The 15,359-nt window shown below is 56.4% G+C and carries 13 protein-coding genes; 6 read left to right on the top strand and 7 right to left on the bottom strand.

Going from position 1 to position 15,359, the window contains the following annotated elements:
• Positions 1–32: 32 nt before the first annotated feature.
• From rnd to AAER43_RS13660, 5 genes are all read right to left on the bottom strand, one after another.
• Positions 33–1,148 (bottom strand): ribonuclease D, encoded by a 1,116-nt coding sequence (gene rnd / locus AAER43_RS13640; protein ID WP_162184518.1) that lies wholly within the window; start codon positions 1,146–1,148, stop codon positions 33–35.
• 83 nt (positions 1,149–1,231) lie between these two features.
• Positions 1,232–2,917: a long-chain-fatty-acid--CoA ligase FadD gene (fadD, locus tag AAER43_RS13645; protein WP_014884268.1), complete on the bottom strand. Its 1,686-nt coding sequence runs from the start codon at positions 2,915–2,917 to the stop codon at positions 1,232–1,234.
• 203 nt (positions 2,918–3,120) lie between these two features.
• Positions 3,121–3,702: a Slp family lipoprotein gene (locus tag AAER43_RS13650; protein WP_014884269.1), complete on the bottom strand. Its 582-nt coding sequence runs from the start codon at positions 3,700–3,702 to the stop codon at positions 3,121–3,123.
• Between the two features lie 37 nt (positions 3,703–3,739).
• Positions 3,740–4,435, bottom strand: a complete 696-nt coding sequence (gene tsaB, locus AAER43_RS13655) for a tRNA (adenosine(37)-N6)-threonylcarbamoyltransferase complex dimerization subunit type 1 TsaB (RefSeq protein WP_014884270.1) — start codon at positions 4,433–4,435, stop codon at positions 3,740–3,742.
• A gap of 66 nt (positions 4,436–4,501) precedes the next feature.
• A complete protein-coding gene (locus AAER43_RS13660; protein ID WP_050861733.1) occupies positions 4,502–6,412 on the bottom strand; it encodes an ATP-dependent DNA helicase in 1,911 nt (636 codons plus the stop codon).
• A 133-nt stretch (positions 6,413–6,545) separates the two neighbouring features.
• Between AAER43_RS13660 and AAER43_RS13665 the strand changes: the two genes are divergently transcribed.
• Positions 6,546–6,890 carry a RidA family protein gene (locus AAER43_RS13665; RefSeq protein ID WP_014884272.1) on the top strand — a complete coding sequence of 115 codons (345 nt, stop codon included), beginning with the start codon at positions 6,546–6,548 and terminating at the stop codon, positions 6,888–6,890.
• 6 nt (positions 6,891–6,896) lie between these two features.
• Here the strand turns inward: AAER43_RS13665 and AAER43_RS13670 are convergent, their stop codons facing one another.
• The gene (locus AAER43_RS13670; RefSeq protein ID WP_014884273.1) at positions 6,897–7,091 is read right to left on the bottom strand and encodes a YoaH family protein; all 195 of its coding nucleotides are present in this window, start codon (positions 7,089–7,091) and stop codon (positions 6,897–6,899) included.
• A gap of 61 nt (positions 7,092–7,152) precedes the next feature.
• On the opposite strand from AAER43_RS13670, the gene pabB reads away from it, so the two are divergent.
• The 4 genes from pabB (at position 7,153) to AAER43_RS13690 (ending at position 12,340) form a co-directional block, all read left to right on the top strand.
• Positions 7,153–8,481 (top strand): aminodeoxychorismate synthase component 1, encoded by a 1,329-nt coding sequence (gene pabB, locus AAER43_RS13675; protein WP_014884274.1) that lies wholly within the window; start codon positions 7,153–7,155, stop codon positions 8,479–8,481.
• A 2-nt stretch (positions 8,482–8,483) separates the two neighbouring features.
• A complete protein-coding gene (locus tag AAER43_RS13680) occupies positions 8,484–9,062 on the top strand; it encodes a CoA pyrophosphatase (protein ID WP_014884275.1) in 579 nt (192 codons plus the stop codon).
• Positions 9,063–9,246: 184 nt separating this feature from the next.
• The gene (gene sdaA, locus AAER43_RS13685) at positions 9,247–10,611 is read left to right on the top strand and encodes an L-serine ammonia-lyase (RefSeq protein ID WP_023330634.1); all 1,365 of its coding nucleotides are present in this window, start codon (positions 9,247–9,249) and stop codon (positions 10,609–10,611) included.
• A gap of 130 nt (positions 10,612–10,741) precedes the next feature.
• Positions 10,742–12,340: a cyclic diguanylate phosphodiesterase gene (locus AAER43_RS13690; RefSeq protein ID WP_023330635.1), complete on the top strand. Its 1,599-nt coding sequence runs from the start codon at positions 10,742–10,744 to the stop codon at positions 12,338–12,340.
• 6 nt (positions 12,341–12,346) lie between these two features.
• Here the strand turns inward: AAER43_RS13690 and yoaE are convergent, their stop codons facing one another.
• Positions 12,347–13,906, bottom strand: coding sequence for a CNNM family cation transport protein YoaE (yoaE, locus tag AAER43_RS13695; RefSeq protein WP_014884278.1), 1,560 nt, complete (start codon positions 13,904–13,906; stop codon positions 12,347–12,349).
• A 461-nt stretch (positions 13,907–14,367) separates the two neighbouring features.
• Here yoaE and manX point away from each other — a divergent pair, with 461 nt between their 5' ends.
• The gene (gene manX, locus AAER43_RS13700) at positions 14,368–15,330 is read left to right on the top strand and encodes a PTS mannose transporter subunit IIAB (protein WP_014884279.1); all 963 of its coding nucleotides are present in this window, start codon (positions 14,368–14,370) and stop codon (positions 15,328–15,330) included.
• The last annotated feature ends 29 nt before the right edge of the window (positions 15,331–15,359 follow it).

The following is a 15,359-nucleotide window of genomic DNA, read 5'->3' on the forward strand; positions in this document are numbered from 1 at the left end:
GAATATGCCGGGTATATCGCCCGGCATATTTTTTACCGCGGATACCCTTCCAGCAGGGTATTCAGACGATCGGCCATCAATTCCCCACGCCAGCCCGCCATCAGTTCCGGCAGGCCATTCTGCGGTTTCAGCTTCCAGTGCCAGTTCAGCAGCTGGTTAATCTGACGACGCGATGCCAGCAGCTCAGCACTCAGCTTGCTTTCGGTGGCGACGTTCTGCACCAGCGCTTTGATATCTTTAAACGCTTTGCGGTAACCCGGCATATCCATCAGATTCAACAGCGGTTCCGGCAGCGCATCTTCCGGCAACGCCTGCGCTTTTGCGACCAGCGCCAGCAGGGTTTTACCGTGGAATCGGATCTCACTGCCCGAAAGCCCAATGCTGTCCAGCTCCCCCAGGCTGCCCGGCATATAGCGCGCAACTGCCCAGAGATGTTCCTCGCGCACCACAAAGTTAACCGCCAGATCGCGCTCGCGCGCTTTGCGTAAACGCCAGTCAGCTAACAGCTGCAGGCACGCCAGCTGACGCGTACGCAGCTGCCAGGCGTTGCTGATATCACGCCAGGCGTCTTTCGGATCAACCACTTCCTGGCGACGCAGCTGCGTCATACGACACTCGTCCAGCGCGGCAGAGAGCCATCCGGAGGCCTCCGCCTCTTTCATCAGTTGTCCGGCAATCGGCAGAAGGTAAAACACGTCTGCCGCCGCATATTCCAGCTGACGTTCGGTAAGCGGGCGCGCCAGCCAGTCAGTACGGGATTCACTTTTGTCCAGCGTCAGGCCCGTATACTCCTCCACCATGGCGGCAAAGCCCCAGGAGAGCGGACGACCGCTAAAAGCCGCAAGGATCTGCGTATCGATCAGCGGCTGAGGCATGATGCCAAAGGTATTCAGAAAAACTTCCAGATCTTCACTGCCTGCGTGCAGGTATTTCGTTACTGCCGTATCCAGCAGCAGGTCACGCATCGGCGTCCAGTCGGTGATGCCGAGCGGGTCGATCAGCGAGACGTGCTTGCCGTCATACATCTGAATCAAACCCAGCTGCGGATAGTACGTCCGGGTACGGACAAACTCGGTATCCAGAGCGATGGCAGGAAAGTCGCGCGTCACTTCGCACAGCGAAGCCAGCTCGTCGTTGGTCGTGATCATCTGGTAATTCAAATCGGATTCTCTTTTGTTTGCGCCCATAAAAAACGCCGGCTTAACCGGCGTCAGGGCGATTAACGTGAAGCTCAGGCCTTATTGTCTACTTTGGCACGGGCTTCGTCACGTAATTCTCGTCGTAATATCTTCCCGACGTTGGATTTCGGCAGCTCATCGCGGAATTCCACCAGCTTCGGCACTTTATAGCCCGTCAGCTGACGACGACAGAACGTTATCAGCGCTTCCTCGGTGAGTGAAGGATCTTTTTTGACCACAAATATCTTCACCGCTTCCCCGCTGCTGCCGGAAGGCACGCCCACCGCCGCAACTTCCAGCACGCCGCTGTGCTGCATGACCACGTCTTCGATTTCGTTCGGATAGACGTTGAAACCGGAGACCAGAATCATATCTTTTTTGCGATCGACGATGCGCAGGAAGCCTTCGTCATCCATCACCGCAATATCGCCGGTATGCAGCCAGCCGTCTTTAATGATTTCGTCTGTTGCATCCGGGCGTTGCCAGTAGCCCAGCATCACCTGCGGCCCTTTCACGCACAGCTCGCCCGGTTCGCCCGGCGCGACTTCGTTATCGTTGTCATCGACCAGTTTGGCCTCCGTGGAGGGAACCGGCAGGCCAATGCTTCCGCTGTGGTAGTCAATGTCATGCGGGTTGACGCTGACCAGCGGTGCGCATTCCGTCAGGCCATAACCTTCCAGCAGATACTGCCCGGTGAGTTTCACCCAGCGCTCGGCGACCGCCTGCTGAACCGGCATACCGCCTCCCGCAGAGAGGTGCAACGTTGAGAAATCCAGCTGCTGGAATTCTTTATTGTTGAGCAACGCGTTGAACAAGGTATTTACCCCGGTCATGGCGGTGAAGGGGTATTTTGCCAGCTCTTTCACCAGCCCCGGAATGTCTCGCGGGTTAGTGATCAGGACGTTTTGACCGCCCAGCTCGATAAACAGCAGGCAGTTCATGGTCAGCGCGAAAATGTGATACAGCGGTAGCGCCGTGATCACCAGTTCTTTGCCCGGATGCAGCAGCGGCCCGTAGGTGGCATTGACCTGTTCAAGGTTTGCCAGCATGTTGCGGTGGGTTAGCATCGCCCCTTTGGCCACGCCGGTTGTGCCACCGGTGTATTGCAGAAAAGCGAGGTCCTCAGAGACCACTTCCGGTTTGACGTATTGCATGCGATAGCCCGCATGCAGCGCGCGGCGGAAGGAGATGGCATCCGGCAGATGGTATTTTGGCACCAGGCGCTTGACGTATTTAACCACAAAGTTAACCAGCGTCCCTTTGGCGGTGGACAGCTGATCCCCCATGCGCGTCAGGATGACGTGTTTAACCTGGGTTTTGTCGACCACTTTTTCCAGGGTATGGGCAAAGTTAGAAACAATAACTATCGCCACCGCACCGCTGTCGTTGAGCTGGTGTTCCAGCTCGCGCGGGGTGTAAAGCGGGTTGACGTTGACGACAATCATCCCGGCACGCAGGATGCCGAACAGCGCCACCGGGTATTGCAGCAGGTTCGGCATCATCAGCGCGACGCGGTCTCCTTTTTGCAGCCCAAGCCCTTCCTGCAGATAGGCCGCAAACGCCCGGCTACGCTCCTCAAGCTTACGGAACGTCATTACCTCGCCCATATTCACAAATGCGGGCTGGTCTGCGTAACGCCTTACCGAGTGTTCAAATAATTCAACCAGGGATTGATAACGGTCAGGATTGATCTCGGCAGGAACATCTGCGGGATAACGGTTAAGCCAAACCTTTTTCAATGCATCACCTCTGAAATGAGTGTTCGTCGTCATCACAACCCCGATAATAAACAGTTTGTTAACATTATATTAACTCAGCGTACCAGTTTATTAATTGTTCAGATTTAAGGTTGCGAAGCGCGTCACTCTTTTTTTTCGTATTATCCGTAAAAAAACAGAGACAGCGGCTAAGCCGCTGTCTCTTTCCTAGCAATAACAGTAAGTTACTCAGTTACGATCGTCTGGACCTGCGCAGGACCGGGGTTATACCAGCCCCAACCCGGGTAACCATAACGATAAGGATGCGGACCCCACATCCACGGGTCAATCGGCTGAGGCGGCATGATCACCTGCTGTGCCAGACGCCAGCGTTTATACCCATTGACCTGCATGGTCATGAATTTATAAGGCGTGTTGCCGATTTTACCCTGCACGGCGCCGGTTATCGGTCCGACGACGGTCACCAGTTGCCCACGGAAATCAACGGGATCGAGGAAACCACTGACATCCGCATAGATGCGTCCCCGGGAGGCCTCACCCAGTACAGGTCGCGCACCGCTGTCCAGCGGCACGGTAGCAATCTCCAGCCGGGTTTTCCCCTGCTGGTTCTGCACCTCGATCACTTTCCCGCCGAAGCGCGCTTCCTGGCCGACGTAAAGCTCAGGCGCATTCATCACCCGAACCAGATCCTGCTGGGGCGTCGGGCTACTGCCCTTGATCGCATCAGGGACGGATACGCATCCGCTCAGTGCTATGGCAACCGCGCCTGCCATAAAAAGGCGTACTACTTTAGTCTGAACCGCCATGATGCGACTCCTTTTTCTCAGTTCCTGTTACTGAGATTCACTCGCGGCCCGGAAGTTTCTTCCACGCGACGGTGTTTCGCAAATAAACCGGCTCCGCGTGTTCAACGGCAACGGTTTTTCCTGCTGCGAGCAGCTGAGTGGCAATCGGAAGCATGTCTTCCGCCGCTGGCAGCAGCATGTTGCCGTCCACCAGCGTCACGCCAGTGTCGTTCGCCATGTCTGGCCATGCCGGCCAGCCCGTCCCCACGGTCGCCCACTCGCCGGACAGTTGCTTAAGACGTTCAGTGACCGCGTCAGGTTTAAGTACCGCTTCCGTCTCTTCGCCGTGCCAGACGCCGTTCTCATCACGGGTATATTCCGCCCAGTAAACTTCCCCCATGCGGGCATCAATGGCAGCCAGCACGCGGGTGGCGCCCGTCATACGCCAGGCCCCCTGCGCCATCGTCGCAAGCGTAGAGACGCCGATCATCGGCAGGTCAGCGCCCAGCGCCAGTCCCTGAGCAATGCCAATACCAATACGGACGCCCGTAAAGCTGCCGGGCCCGCGGCCAAAGGCCAGGGCATCAAGGTCGGTTAAGGCGGTGTTGCCCTGAGTTAAAATGTCTTTTACCAGGGGCAGAATACGTTGGGTGTGTTCCCGTGGGCACTCTTCGAAATGAGCAGAAACAGCACCATCACTCAGCAGAGCAACAGAGCAAGCCTCTGTTGCGGTATCAATAGCCAGAATTCGCATCAGTCGTCGCGCTCTCGCAAGGGTCAGTCACAAAATGGCGCGCATCTTAGCACACTCCGGGGCAAATTACTCCGCCGTTGGGTTTGCCAGAAAACGCACCGCGCGTTTTATATCCCGCGTCCGTGGCGCTGGAGGGAGGCTCGCAAGGAAGGTTGCGCCGTATGGGCGCATGACCAGCCGGTTATCGCAGATAACCAGCACGCCGCGATCGGTCACGTCGCGGATTAAGCGCCCTACCCCTTGCTTGAGCGTGATGACCGCCTCAGGCAGCTGAACCTCGTCGAACGGATCGCCTCCGCGCAGGCGGCAGTCTTCCATCCGCGCTTTCAACAGCGGGTCATCCGGGGAGGTAAACGGCAGTTTGTCGATAATGACCAGCGAGAGCGTATCGCCACGCACATCCACCCCTTCCCAGAAGCTGCTGGTGGCAACCAGCAGGGCATTACCGGCGCTGACAAACTGCTGGAGCAGTTGTCCTTTGCTGGTTTCCCCCTGCAACAGCACCGGCAGAGTCATGGTGGCACGGAACTGCTCGGCGAGGTCACGCATCATGGCGTGCGACGTGCAAAGCATAAAGCAGCGGCCGTTGTTGGCCTCAATCATGGGCTTTAGCATCGCCGCCAGATGACGCGCCGCACCCGGCTGGTTTGGCAGCGGTAAATTGCGCGGGACGCAGAGCAGCGCCTGCTTTTCATAATCAAACGGGCTTGGCAGCAGCAGCGACTCCGCCTGCTCAATGCCGAGGCGCTCGGTAAAGTGGTGCAGATCGTCATTCACCGACAGGGTTGCCGAGGTAAAGATCCAGCTTCCCGGTTTCTGCGCCATCACCTCTTTAAATTTATCGGCCACGGTCAGCGGCGTAAGCGCCAGGGTGAAGTGGCGCGAGGTGCATTCATACCAGTAGCTGTACCCTGGCTGGTTGATTTCTTTCAGCCGTTTCAACCGTCCGCGGTACAACGTGGCGCGTTCGAAGGCGGCATCCAGCAGTGCGGAGCGGCCAAGCGACAGCTTCGCGACGTCATAACAGAGTTCAAGGGCATCATCGAGCAGCAGCAGCGCGCGCTGGATGTTTTTGTCCGCCAGCAGCTCGCGCAGGTTGCCGCGATAGCCGGGTTCACCAAGCTGTAAACGGAAATCCTGCGCGCTTTGCGCCAGGCGGTCGGCACACTTCTGCAGCTGCTGGGTATCTTTGAGTTCGGTCCGGTAGGCGATGGTGAAATCTTTTGCCAGGTCCTGCAGCTGGCGGCTGGAGAGCGACTGGCCAAAATACTGGCTGGCGATATCCGGAAGCTGGTGGGCTTCATCGAAGATCATGACATCCGCTTCAGGGATCAGCTCACCGAAGCCGCTGTCCTTAACCACCATATCTGCGAGGAACAGATGGTGGTTGACCACCACCACATCGGCATCCATCGCCGTTTTACGCGCTCTCACCACAAAGCAGTCTTTATACAGCGGACAGTCGCTGCCGAGGCAGTTGTCGTTGGTGCTGGTCACCAGCGGCCAGGCAGGAGAGTCTTCCGGCACGCTCGCACAGGTGCTGATATCCCCCTCTTCCGTCTGGTTGGCCCAGGCGCGAAGGATAATCACGTCGCTCAGGGTCTGAACCGGCAGATCGCCGCCCGCCAGCGCCTGCTGCTCAAGACGTTCCAGGCAGAGATAGTTGGAGCGCCCCTTCAGCAAGGCCAGACGCCCCTTGTATTTCAGCGCTTTCGCCACGGTGGGCAAATCGCGGCTGTAGAGCTGATCCTGCAGCGCTTTTGAACCGGTGGAGATAATGACCTTCTTTTTCGCCCGCAGCGCCGGAGCGAGATACGCGTAGGTTTTCCCCGTGCCGGTACCGGCCTCGACCACCAGCGGCTGCGCCTTGTCGATAGCGTGCGCTACGGCATGCGCCATCTGCCGCTGAGGTTCACGCGGTTTGAAGCCGGGAATCGCTTGTGCTAACTGACCTTCAGGGGAAAAATCGTCTGCCACGGTGCTCTCTCACTGTATTTTTGCACAGGGATTATGTCAGTCCCGCCTCTCCAGTGCCACCCCAAATAGTGACGACGCCGGCACAATATGGCAGTCTTGCCGCCTGATGACGAAAAATAACGAGGAAACGTTTATGACGATTAAGCGCATTGATGCCGAAGCCCGCTGGTCTGATGTGGTGATCCACAACCAGACGCTCTACTACACTGGCGTACCGGCTAACCTGGACGCGGATGCCTTCGAGCAAACGGCCAACACGCTGGCGCAAATTGATGCCGTGCTGGAAAAACAGGGCAGCGATAAATCCCGCATTCTGGATGCGACCATTTTTCTGGCCAATAAAGATGATTTTGCGGCGATGAACAAAGCCTGGGATGCATGGGTGGTGGCGGGTCACGCGCCTGTACGCTGCACTGTACAGGCCACGCTGATGAAACCGGAGTATAAGGTCGAAATTAAGATTATCGCGGCGGTTTAAGCCCGATCACTCCTCTTGATCTTCTGGATCATCATCTTCGAATCGCGCCACAATCCGCTCGCCGGAATGACTGGCGCGAATCTCCTGAGCGACGACGGTAATCGCCTGTCCGCTGCTCATTCCCTGGGACATCAGTTCCTGAATTCGCTCAACCGCTTTCTGCTGCTGTTCATGGCTCAGAGAAGGTAAACCTGCAAACATCGTCAACTCCTGCTAAATTATTCGCGCTAATTATTTCACGCTGCCCGGTAGTATGCCACACATGAACATGCGCTTCCCCACTGTATTGACGTTGCCCTGGCGTGCTGACGCCGCGGAGTTCTGGTTTGCCCGCATAAGCCACCTTCCCTTTGCCATGCTGCTGCATTCTGGCCATGCGGATCACCCCTACAGCCGCTTTGATATTCTGGTTGCCGACCCGCTTAAAACGCTGACAACCGATGACCTGGCGCCGACGGACGATCCCCTGATGCAGCTTCAGCAAGCGCTCAACGCGTTAGGCTTATCCGCCACCCCAGACCCGGATCTCCCTTTTCAGGGTGGCGCGCTTGGTCTGTTTGGCTACGATTTGGGTCGCCGTTTCGAAACGCTGCCCGAGCATGCGCAGGCTGATATTTCCCTGCCAGACATGGCCGTGGGGCTGTATGACTGGGCGTTAATTGTCGATCACCAGAAAAAAACGGTTTCTCTGCTGAGCCATAGTGACGTGCAGGCGCGACTGGCCTGGCTTGAAGCGCAACAGCCCGCCCCGGCCCAGACGTTCAGGCTGACCTCCGGCTGGCGCTCGAATATGAGCGAGACGGAATACGCTGAAAAATTCGCGCGCGTTCAGGCGTATCTGCAAAGTGGCGACTGTTATCAGGTGAACCTTGCCCAGCGTTTCCAGGCGACTTATCACGGAGATGAGTGGCAGGCGTTTTCCCGTCTTAATGCCAGCAACAAGGCGCCGTTCAGCGCATTCGTACGTCTGCCTCAGGGCGCTATCCTCAGCCTGTCGCCAGAGCGCTTTATTCATTTGGCCGAAGGGGTCATTCAAACCCGCCCGATTAAAGGCACACTACCGCGTCTGGCGGACCCCAACGCCGATCGCCAGCAGGCGGAGAAACTCGCCGCATCGCCGAAAGATCGCGCCGAGAACCTGATGATCGTCGACCTGATGCGTAACGATATTGGCCGCGTCGCCGAACCCGGCAGCGTGCGCGTGCCGGAGCTGTTTGTCGTCGAGCCTTTCCCGGCGGTACATCATCTGGTCAGCACCATTACCGCGCGCCTGCCCGCCACGCGCACCGCCTGCGATCTGCTTCGCGCCGCGTTTCCGGGCGGCTCCATCACCGGAGCCCCCAAAATTCGCGCGATGGCGATCATCGACGAACTGGAACCGCACCGCCGCAACGCCTGGTGCGGCAGTATCGGCTATATCAGCCTGTGCGGCACCATGGATACCAGCATCACCATTCGTACCCTGACGGCCTGCGACGGCAATCTGTACTGCTCTGCAGGCGGTGGCATTGTGGCGGATAGCCAGGTCGAGGCGGAATATCAGGAAACCTTTGATAAAGTTAACCGTATCCTGAAACAACTGGAGAACTAACGGTGGAGAAAGAGAACCTGACGCTGGATGATTTTCTGTCGCGCTTTCAGCTTTTGCGACCGCAGGTCAACCGCGCCACGCTGAATCAACGTCAGGCGGCGGTGCTGATCCCGGTGGTGCGCCGGGAGCAGCCGGGGCTGTTGCTGACGCAGCGCTCGCCGCATATGCGTAAACACGCCGGTCAGGTTGCCTTTCCCGGAGGCGCGGTGGACAGCACCGATGCGTCGCTGATCGCCGCCGCGCTGCGGGAAGCCCAGGAAGAAGTGGCCATCCCACCTGAGGCGGTCGAGGTGATAGGCGTGCTGCCGCCGGTCGACAGCGTGACCGGTTTTCAGGTCACGCCCGTGGTGGGGATTATCCCGCCGGGCCTGCAGTATCACGCCAGCGTCGATGAAGTGTCAGCCGTGTTTGAGATGCCGCTTGAAGAGGCGCTCCGGCTTAGCCGTTATCATCCGCTGGATATTCAGCGTCGAGGGCATGATCATCGGGTCTGGTTGTCGTGGTATCAGCATTATTTTGTCTGGGGCATGACGGCGGGGATCATTCGTGAACTGGCGCTGCAAATCGGCCTGAAACCTTGACTATACTTTACATTCCATCCTTTTTTGCAGGTTTGCGATCCGCGTCGCGCTATTAGCAAAACCCATCGTTAACCATTAGTTTAATTCATGTGAATAGTTAAGCCGAGGTCGGTGTTCCCTCTTACACTATGCGCAGTTATAACATCGTTACTGGAACCCCGGTAACCCTGTCAGGAGTGTGAAAGTGATTAGTATATTCGACATGTTTAAAGTGGGAATTGGCCCTTCGTCTTCCCATACTGTTGGGCCTATGAAGGCCGGTAAACAGTTCGTCGATGATCTGGTCGAAAAAGGATTACTGGAAAGCGTTACCCGTGTCGCCGTAGACGTTTACGGATCACTGTCATTAACGGGTAAAGGCCACCACACCGATATCGCCATTATTATGGGTCTGGCAGGCAATATGCCGGACACTGTTGATATTGATGCCATCCCGGCATTTATCCGCGACGTGGAAACGCGCGGACGCCTGCTGCTGGCTAACGGCCAGCATGAAGTGGATTTCCCGCAGGATGACGGCATGCGTTTTCGCAGCGACAACCTGCCGCTGCATGAAAACGGCATGACTATTCATGCCTGGAGCGGTGAAAAAGAGATTTACAGCAAAACGTACTACTCCATCGGCGGTGGCTTCATCGTCGATGAAGAGCATTTTGGCAAAGACAGCGTTGGTGACGTCAGCGTCCCGTATCCGTTTAAGTCGGCTACCGAGATGTTGGGGTACTGCAAAGAGACCGGTCTTTCTCTGTCCGGTATGGTGATGCAGAACGAACTGGCGCTGCACAGCAAAAAAGAGATTGAAGACTATTTTGCTAACGTGTGGCAAACCATGCGCGCCTGTATTGACCGCGGGATGAACACCGAAGGCGTATTGCCTGGGCCACTGCGCGTGCCGCGTCGTGCCTCTGCCCTGCGCCGTATGCTGGTGACCACGGATAAATTCTCGAATGACCCGATGAACGTGGTCGACTGGGTAAACATGTTTGCCCTGGCGGTTAACGAAGAGAACGCCGCCGGTGGCCGTGTCGTGACGGCGCCAACCAACGGTGCCTGCGGTATCGTTCCAGCGGTACTGGCCTACTACGATCACTTTATTGAGCCTGTCACGCCCGATATCTATATCCGCTATTTCCTCGCGGCAGGGGCCATCGGCGCGCTGTACAAGATGAACGCGTCCATCTCCGGTGCGGAAGTGGGCTGTCAGGGTGAAGTGGGCGTTGCCTGCTCGATGGCTGCCGCCGGTCTGGCTGAACTGTTGGGTGCAAGCCCTGAACAGGTTTGCGTGGCGGCAGAGATTGGTATGGAGCATAACCTCGGTCTGACCTGTGACCCTGTCGCGGGCCAGGTACAGGTACCGTGCATTGAGCGTAACGCGATTGCCTCTGTCAAAGCGATCAACGCCTCACGCATGGCGATGCGCCGTACCAGCGAACCGCGCGTGTCGCTGGATAAGGTCATCGAAACCATGTACGAAACCGGCAAAGACATGAACGCGAAGTACCGTGAGACGTCGCGTGGTGGTCTGGCTATTAAGGTGCAGTGCGACTAATACTCGCTTTCGCCCATCTGCAACGGATGGGCGAATTTCCCCCCTCTTTCTCGTCTCCTTTCGCTTTCCCCACTACACTTTTACTGTTGCGTCCGGCTTTTGGGGCTGGTGGCTTATCAGGCGACCGTTCATGCAAACTGCACAAACGATCATTAAACATTACCGCCGAAAACGCGTTATCGTCTGTGTGACGGTTGCGATCCTTACGCTCATTCTGACCCTGGGCGCTCGCTTTATTTCTCAGCGCAACGTTAACCAGCAGCGGGTACTCGACTTCAGCAGCCATACCGTTCGCTCTCTGGATAATCTTCTCCTTTCGCTGGAAAAACGCCGCAGCGTGTTCCAGCAGCTGGTGGGTCAGCCCTGCCCTCAGGCACATTTGGCCCTGCGAAAACAGGCGGCCATTTTGCAAACGGTACGCTCCATTGCCCTGATTAAAGACGGTATCCTGTATTGCTCCAGTGTTTTCGGCAGCCGTAATATTCCCATCCGCGACTTTCTCCCGGAATTACCCGCCAGCACGCCGAAGCTGATTTTATCGACCGATCGGTGGCTGATGAAGGGCAGTCCGATCTTGATCCAGTGGAACCCGGTGTCCCAGGACGGGGAAGATGGCGTCATTGAGATCATTAATATTGATTTGATCACCAGAATGATACTGGAGCCCGAGCGTCCACTTATTGATGATGTGGCGTTATCCGTGGGCGATCGTTTTTTGCGCTATGGTCAACGGGTCACCGATAGCCTGACTTTCGGAAAGGCTGGCGCGCTTGTTCAGCTGTCATCCACCCACAACCCCTTCTCCATCATCGTCAGCGGGCCAGGTCCAGGAGAGCTGGCCCTGAAGACCCTGCCCGCGCAGCTTCCGTTGGGTCTTATGCTGAGCCTGCTGCTGGGCTATCTCGCCTGGCTGGCGACGGCGAACAGGATGAGTTTCACGTGGGAGATTGATATGGGCATTGCGGCCCGGGAATTCGAGCTTTTCTGCCAGCCGCTGGTGAATGCCCGTACTCAGGCGTGCGTCGGCGTTGAAATTCTGCTGCGCTGGAATAACCCGCGACAGGGGTGGATCTCCCCGGAAGTGTTTATTCCTCTGGCGGAAGAACATAATCTGATTGTCCCTCTGACACGCTATGTCCTCGCCGAAACCGTACGTCAGATAGGCTACTTTCCTTCCAGCGCCGGTTTTCACATCGGCATTAACGTCGCTGCCAGCCATTTCCGTCACGCGGTGTTGTTACAGGACCTGAACCGCCTCTGGTTCAGCGCTAACCCGCGTCAGCAGCTGGTGATTGAATTAACGGAACGGGATGCCCTTCCGGATGCGGAATATCGTATTGTGCGCGAACTGCATCGCAAAGGGGTGAAGCTTGCCATCGACGATTTTGGTACCGGAAACAGCTCCCTCTCCTGGCTTGAAAAGCTGCACCCGGACGTACTAAAAATCGACCAGTCGTTTATCACCGCCATTGGCACCGACGCCGTGAATTCAACGGTGACGGATATCATCATTGCACTGGGTCAGCGACTCAATATCGAACTGGTGGCTGAAGGGGTCGAAACAGAGGAGCAGGCGCGATATCTGCGCCGCCATGGCGTATCGGTCCTGCAGGGATTTTACTATGCGCGGCCGATGCCGCTGAGAGACTTTCCACAATGGCTGGCGGGAAGTGCTCCCCCGCCAGCACAGCATAACGGACACATTGTGCCCTTAATGCCCCTGCGTTAAGCAGAGCTATTCTTCTTCATCGTGGACAGATTGTTCTTTAACAATACGGACCATATCAACGCGATAGTCGTTGGCTTCAACAATGGTAATGTGCAGCGGCGGCAACTCAATCACATCCCCGATACGCGGGATTTGCCCGTTCACGGCGATAACCAGACCGGCAACGGTCGCGATGTCTTCTTCATCGTTGACCACGTTTTCCACCCCGAGCGTGTGCGAGAGCGCGTGCAGGTCGGTCGTGCCTTTAACCAGCCAGCCTTCGCCGTCGGCGACGATCTCAGGCGTTTCGTCGGCATCCGGGAACTCACCGGCAATCGCTTCCAGCACGTCCAGCGGCGTGACCAGCCCCTGCACCACACCGAACTCGTTGGTGACGATAACGAAGCTGCCGCGTGCGCGTCGCAACACGCCCAGCAGGTTGATCGGATCCAGCGTTTCCGGCACGACAATCGCAGGCGATGCAGCCGCAATGGCTTCGACGTTGACGCCCTCTTCCAGGGCCACCAGCATCTCTTTCGCGCGCACGACGCCGATGATCTCATCCAGTTCACCGCGACACACCGGGAACAGGCTGTGCGGTGAAGAGAGCAACTGCTGACGAATTTCATCCACGCTCAGGTTCGCATCGACCCAGCTGATTTCCCCGCGCGGGGTCATGATTCCGCGCAGCGAACGGGAAGCAAGGGAGAGCACGCCGTTGATCATGTAACGCTCTTCTTCTACAAACGCCCCTTCCGGAACCGGCACCGGATTACGGTTTTCAGTATCAGACTGAACGTTCACCTGGCGACGACCGCCCATCAGACGCAGAATGGCATCCGCGGTACGGGCACGCAGCGGCTGATTCGACTGCTGCTTAATAAAGTTCCGGCGCGCAATCTGGTTGAACAGTTCAATCAGGATCGAGAAGCCAATTGCGGCGTACAGATAACCTTTCGGAATATGGAAGCCAAAACCTTCCGCTACCAGGCTCAGACCAATCATCAGCAGGAAGCTCAAACAGAGCACAACCACCGTCGGATGTTGGTTGACGAAACGCGTCAGCGGTTTCGACGCCAGCAGCATGACCGCCATAGCAATGACCACAGCCGCCATCATCACCGGGAGATGGTTCACCATGCCGACCGCCGTGATTACCGCATCCAGCGAGAAGACCGCATCCAGCACGACGATCTGCAGCACCACCACCCAGAAACTGGCGTAGCCCTTACCGTGTCCATCGTCGTGCTGACGGTTTTCCAGCCGCTCGTGGAGTTCCGTGGTCGCTTTAAAGAGCAGGAATATCCCCCCGATCAGCATGATTAAATCACGCCCGGAGAAGGTGTAATCCATGACGGAGAACAGCGGTTTTGTCAGCGTGACCATCCAGGAAATGACGGAAAGCAGTCCCAGTCGCATGACCAGCGCCAGCGAGAGGCCAATCAGACGCGCTTTATCACGCTGTTTTGGCGGCAGCTTATCCGCAAGGATGGCGATAAACACCAGGTTATCGATGCCGAGAACGATCTCCAGCACCACCAGCGTGAGCAATCCCACCCAGATTGACGGGTCCATTAAGAATTCCATGACAAGCTCCTGCTAAAGGAATGACGAAACGGTGCCCCACTCAACGTGGGCAAAACAGAGGAAGACAGAGTCGGTACATGGCGAGGATCGCCGGTGAAAAAGGCGCAAATTGGCCTGAAAGATGACTGACGTCGGTGACGGTCCATATAGTGGGCTGTAGCCCTATACTCCTGAACAGGTAAACGGAGGCTAAACATATCAGAGACACCAGGTTTTAAGCAAAGATTTACGTTCTTTTGCAAAAACGCAATAAGACTAAATTTGTGTTGAGAATTTTCTCGATCGGGAAAGCTAAATTACGGATCTTCATCACATAAATTATTTTTTCACTGTCTAAAATAATTCGCGGAAGTCTTAGTTTTTTGAACTCTAACCCTTATCTGAATCGATTCGGTTCGCCAATACGATTCTCAGTACGTCTGCCCGGCAGGCGTATTAATGATAATAAAAGGAGGTAGCAAGTGACCATTGCTATTGTCATAGGCACACATGGTTGGGCTGCTGAGCAGCTACTCAAAACGGCAGAGATGCTGTTGGGCGAGCAGGAAAACGTCGGCTGGATCGATTTCGTTCCCGGTGAAAACGCCGAGACGCTGATTGAGAAGTACAACGCTCAACTCTCGAAGCTGGATACCAGCAAAGGCGTGCTGTTTCTCGTTGATACATGGGGCGGCAGCCCGTTCAATGCTGCCAGCCGTATTGTCGTCGATAAAGAGCATTATGAAGTCGTCGCCGGCGTTAACATTCCCATGCTGGTGGAAACCTTTATGGCGCGCGACGACAACCCGACTTTTGATGAGCTTGTCGCCCTGGCGGTTGAAACGGGCCGTGAAGGCGTGAAAGCCCTGAAAGCACAGCCGGTTGAGAAACCCGCTCCCGCGGCAGCAGCACCGAAAGTGGCTACACCGGCAAAACCCATGGGTCCGAATGATTATATGGTCATCGGCCTTGCACGTATTGATGACCGCTTAATCCACGGCCAGGTGGCAACGCGCTGGACTAAAGAGACCAACGTTCGCCGCATTATCGTCGTCAGCGACGAAGTTGCCGCCGACACCGTACGTAAAACCCTTCTGACTCAGGTTGCTCCTCCTGGCGTCACCGCGCACGTGGTGGATGTCGCCAAGATGATCCGCGTTTACAACAACCCGAAATACGCGGGTGAACGCGTAATGCTGCTGTTTACTAACCCGACAGACGTTGAGCGCATTGTTGAAGGCGGCGTGAAAATCACCTCCGTGAACATTGGGGGTATGGCGTTCCGTCAGGGCAAAACGCAGGTCAACAACGCCATTTCAGTCGATGCGAAAGATATCGAGGCATTCAACAAGCTGAATGCACGCGGTATTGAGCTGGAAGCCCGTAAAGTTTCCACTGACCAGAAACTGAAAATGATGGATTTGATCGGTAAAGTTGGGAAATAAGCCCGCGCCGGTTTTTCACATAAAGCTTA

The sequence above is a fragment of the Enterobacter sp. FUJ80071 genome (genome assembly GCF_038739915.1).
Taxonomy (GTDB): Bacteria; Pseudomonadota; Gammaproteobacteria; order Enterobacterales; family Enterobacteriaceae; genus Enterobacter; species Enterobacter kobei.

Bases quoted from the DNA above. Each gene is read 5' to 3' on its own strand.
- rnd (WP_162184518.1), bottom strand. From the start codon at position 1,148: ATGATCACGACCAACGACGAGCTGGCTTCGCTGTGCGAAGTGACGCGC.
- AAER43_RS13650 (WP_014884269.1), bottom strand. From the start codon at position 3,702: ATGGCGGTTCAGACTAAAGTAGTACGCCTTTTTATGGCAGGCGCGGTT.
- tsaB (WP_014884270.1), bottom strand. From the start codon at position 4,435: ATGCGAATTCTGGCTATTGATACCGCAACAGAGGCTTGCTCTGTTGCT.
- AAER43_RS13665 (WP_014884272.1), top strand. From the start codon at position 6,546: ATGACGATTAAGCGCATTGATGCCGAAGCCCGCTGGTCTGATGTGGTG.
- AAER43_RS13670 (WP_014884273.1), bottom strand. From the start codon at position 7,091: ATGTTTGCAGGTTTACCTTCTCTGAGCCATGAACAGCAGCAGAAAGCG.
- pabB (WP_014884274.1), top strand. From the start codon at position 7,153: ATGAACATGCGCTTCCCCACTGTATTGACGTTGCCCTGGCGTGCTGAC.
- AAER43_RS13690 (WP_023330635.1), top strand. From the start codon at position 10,742: ATGCAAACTGCACAAACGATCATTAAACATTACCGCCGAAAACGCGTT.
- yoaE (WP_014884278.1), bottom strand. From the start codon at position 13,906: ATGGAATTCTTAATGGACCCGTCAATCTGGGTGGGATTGCTCACGCTG.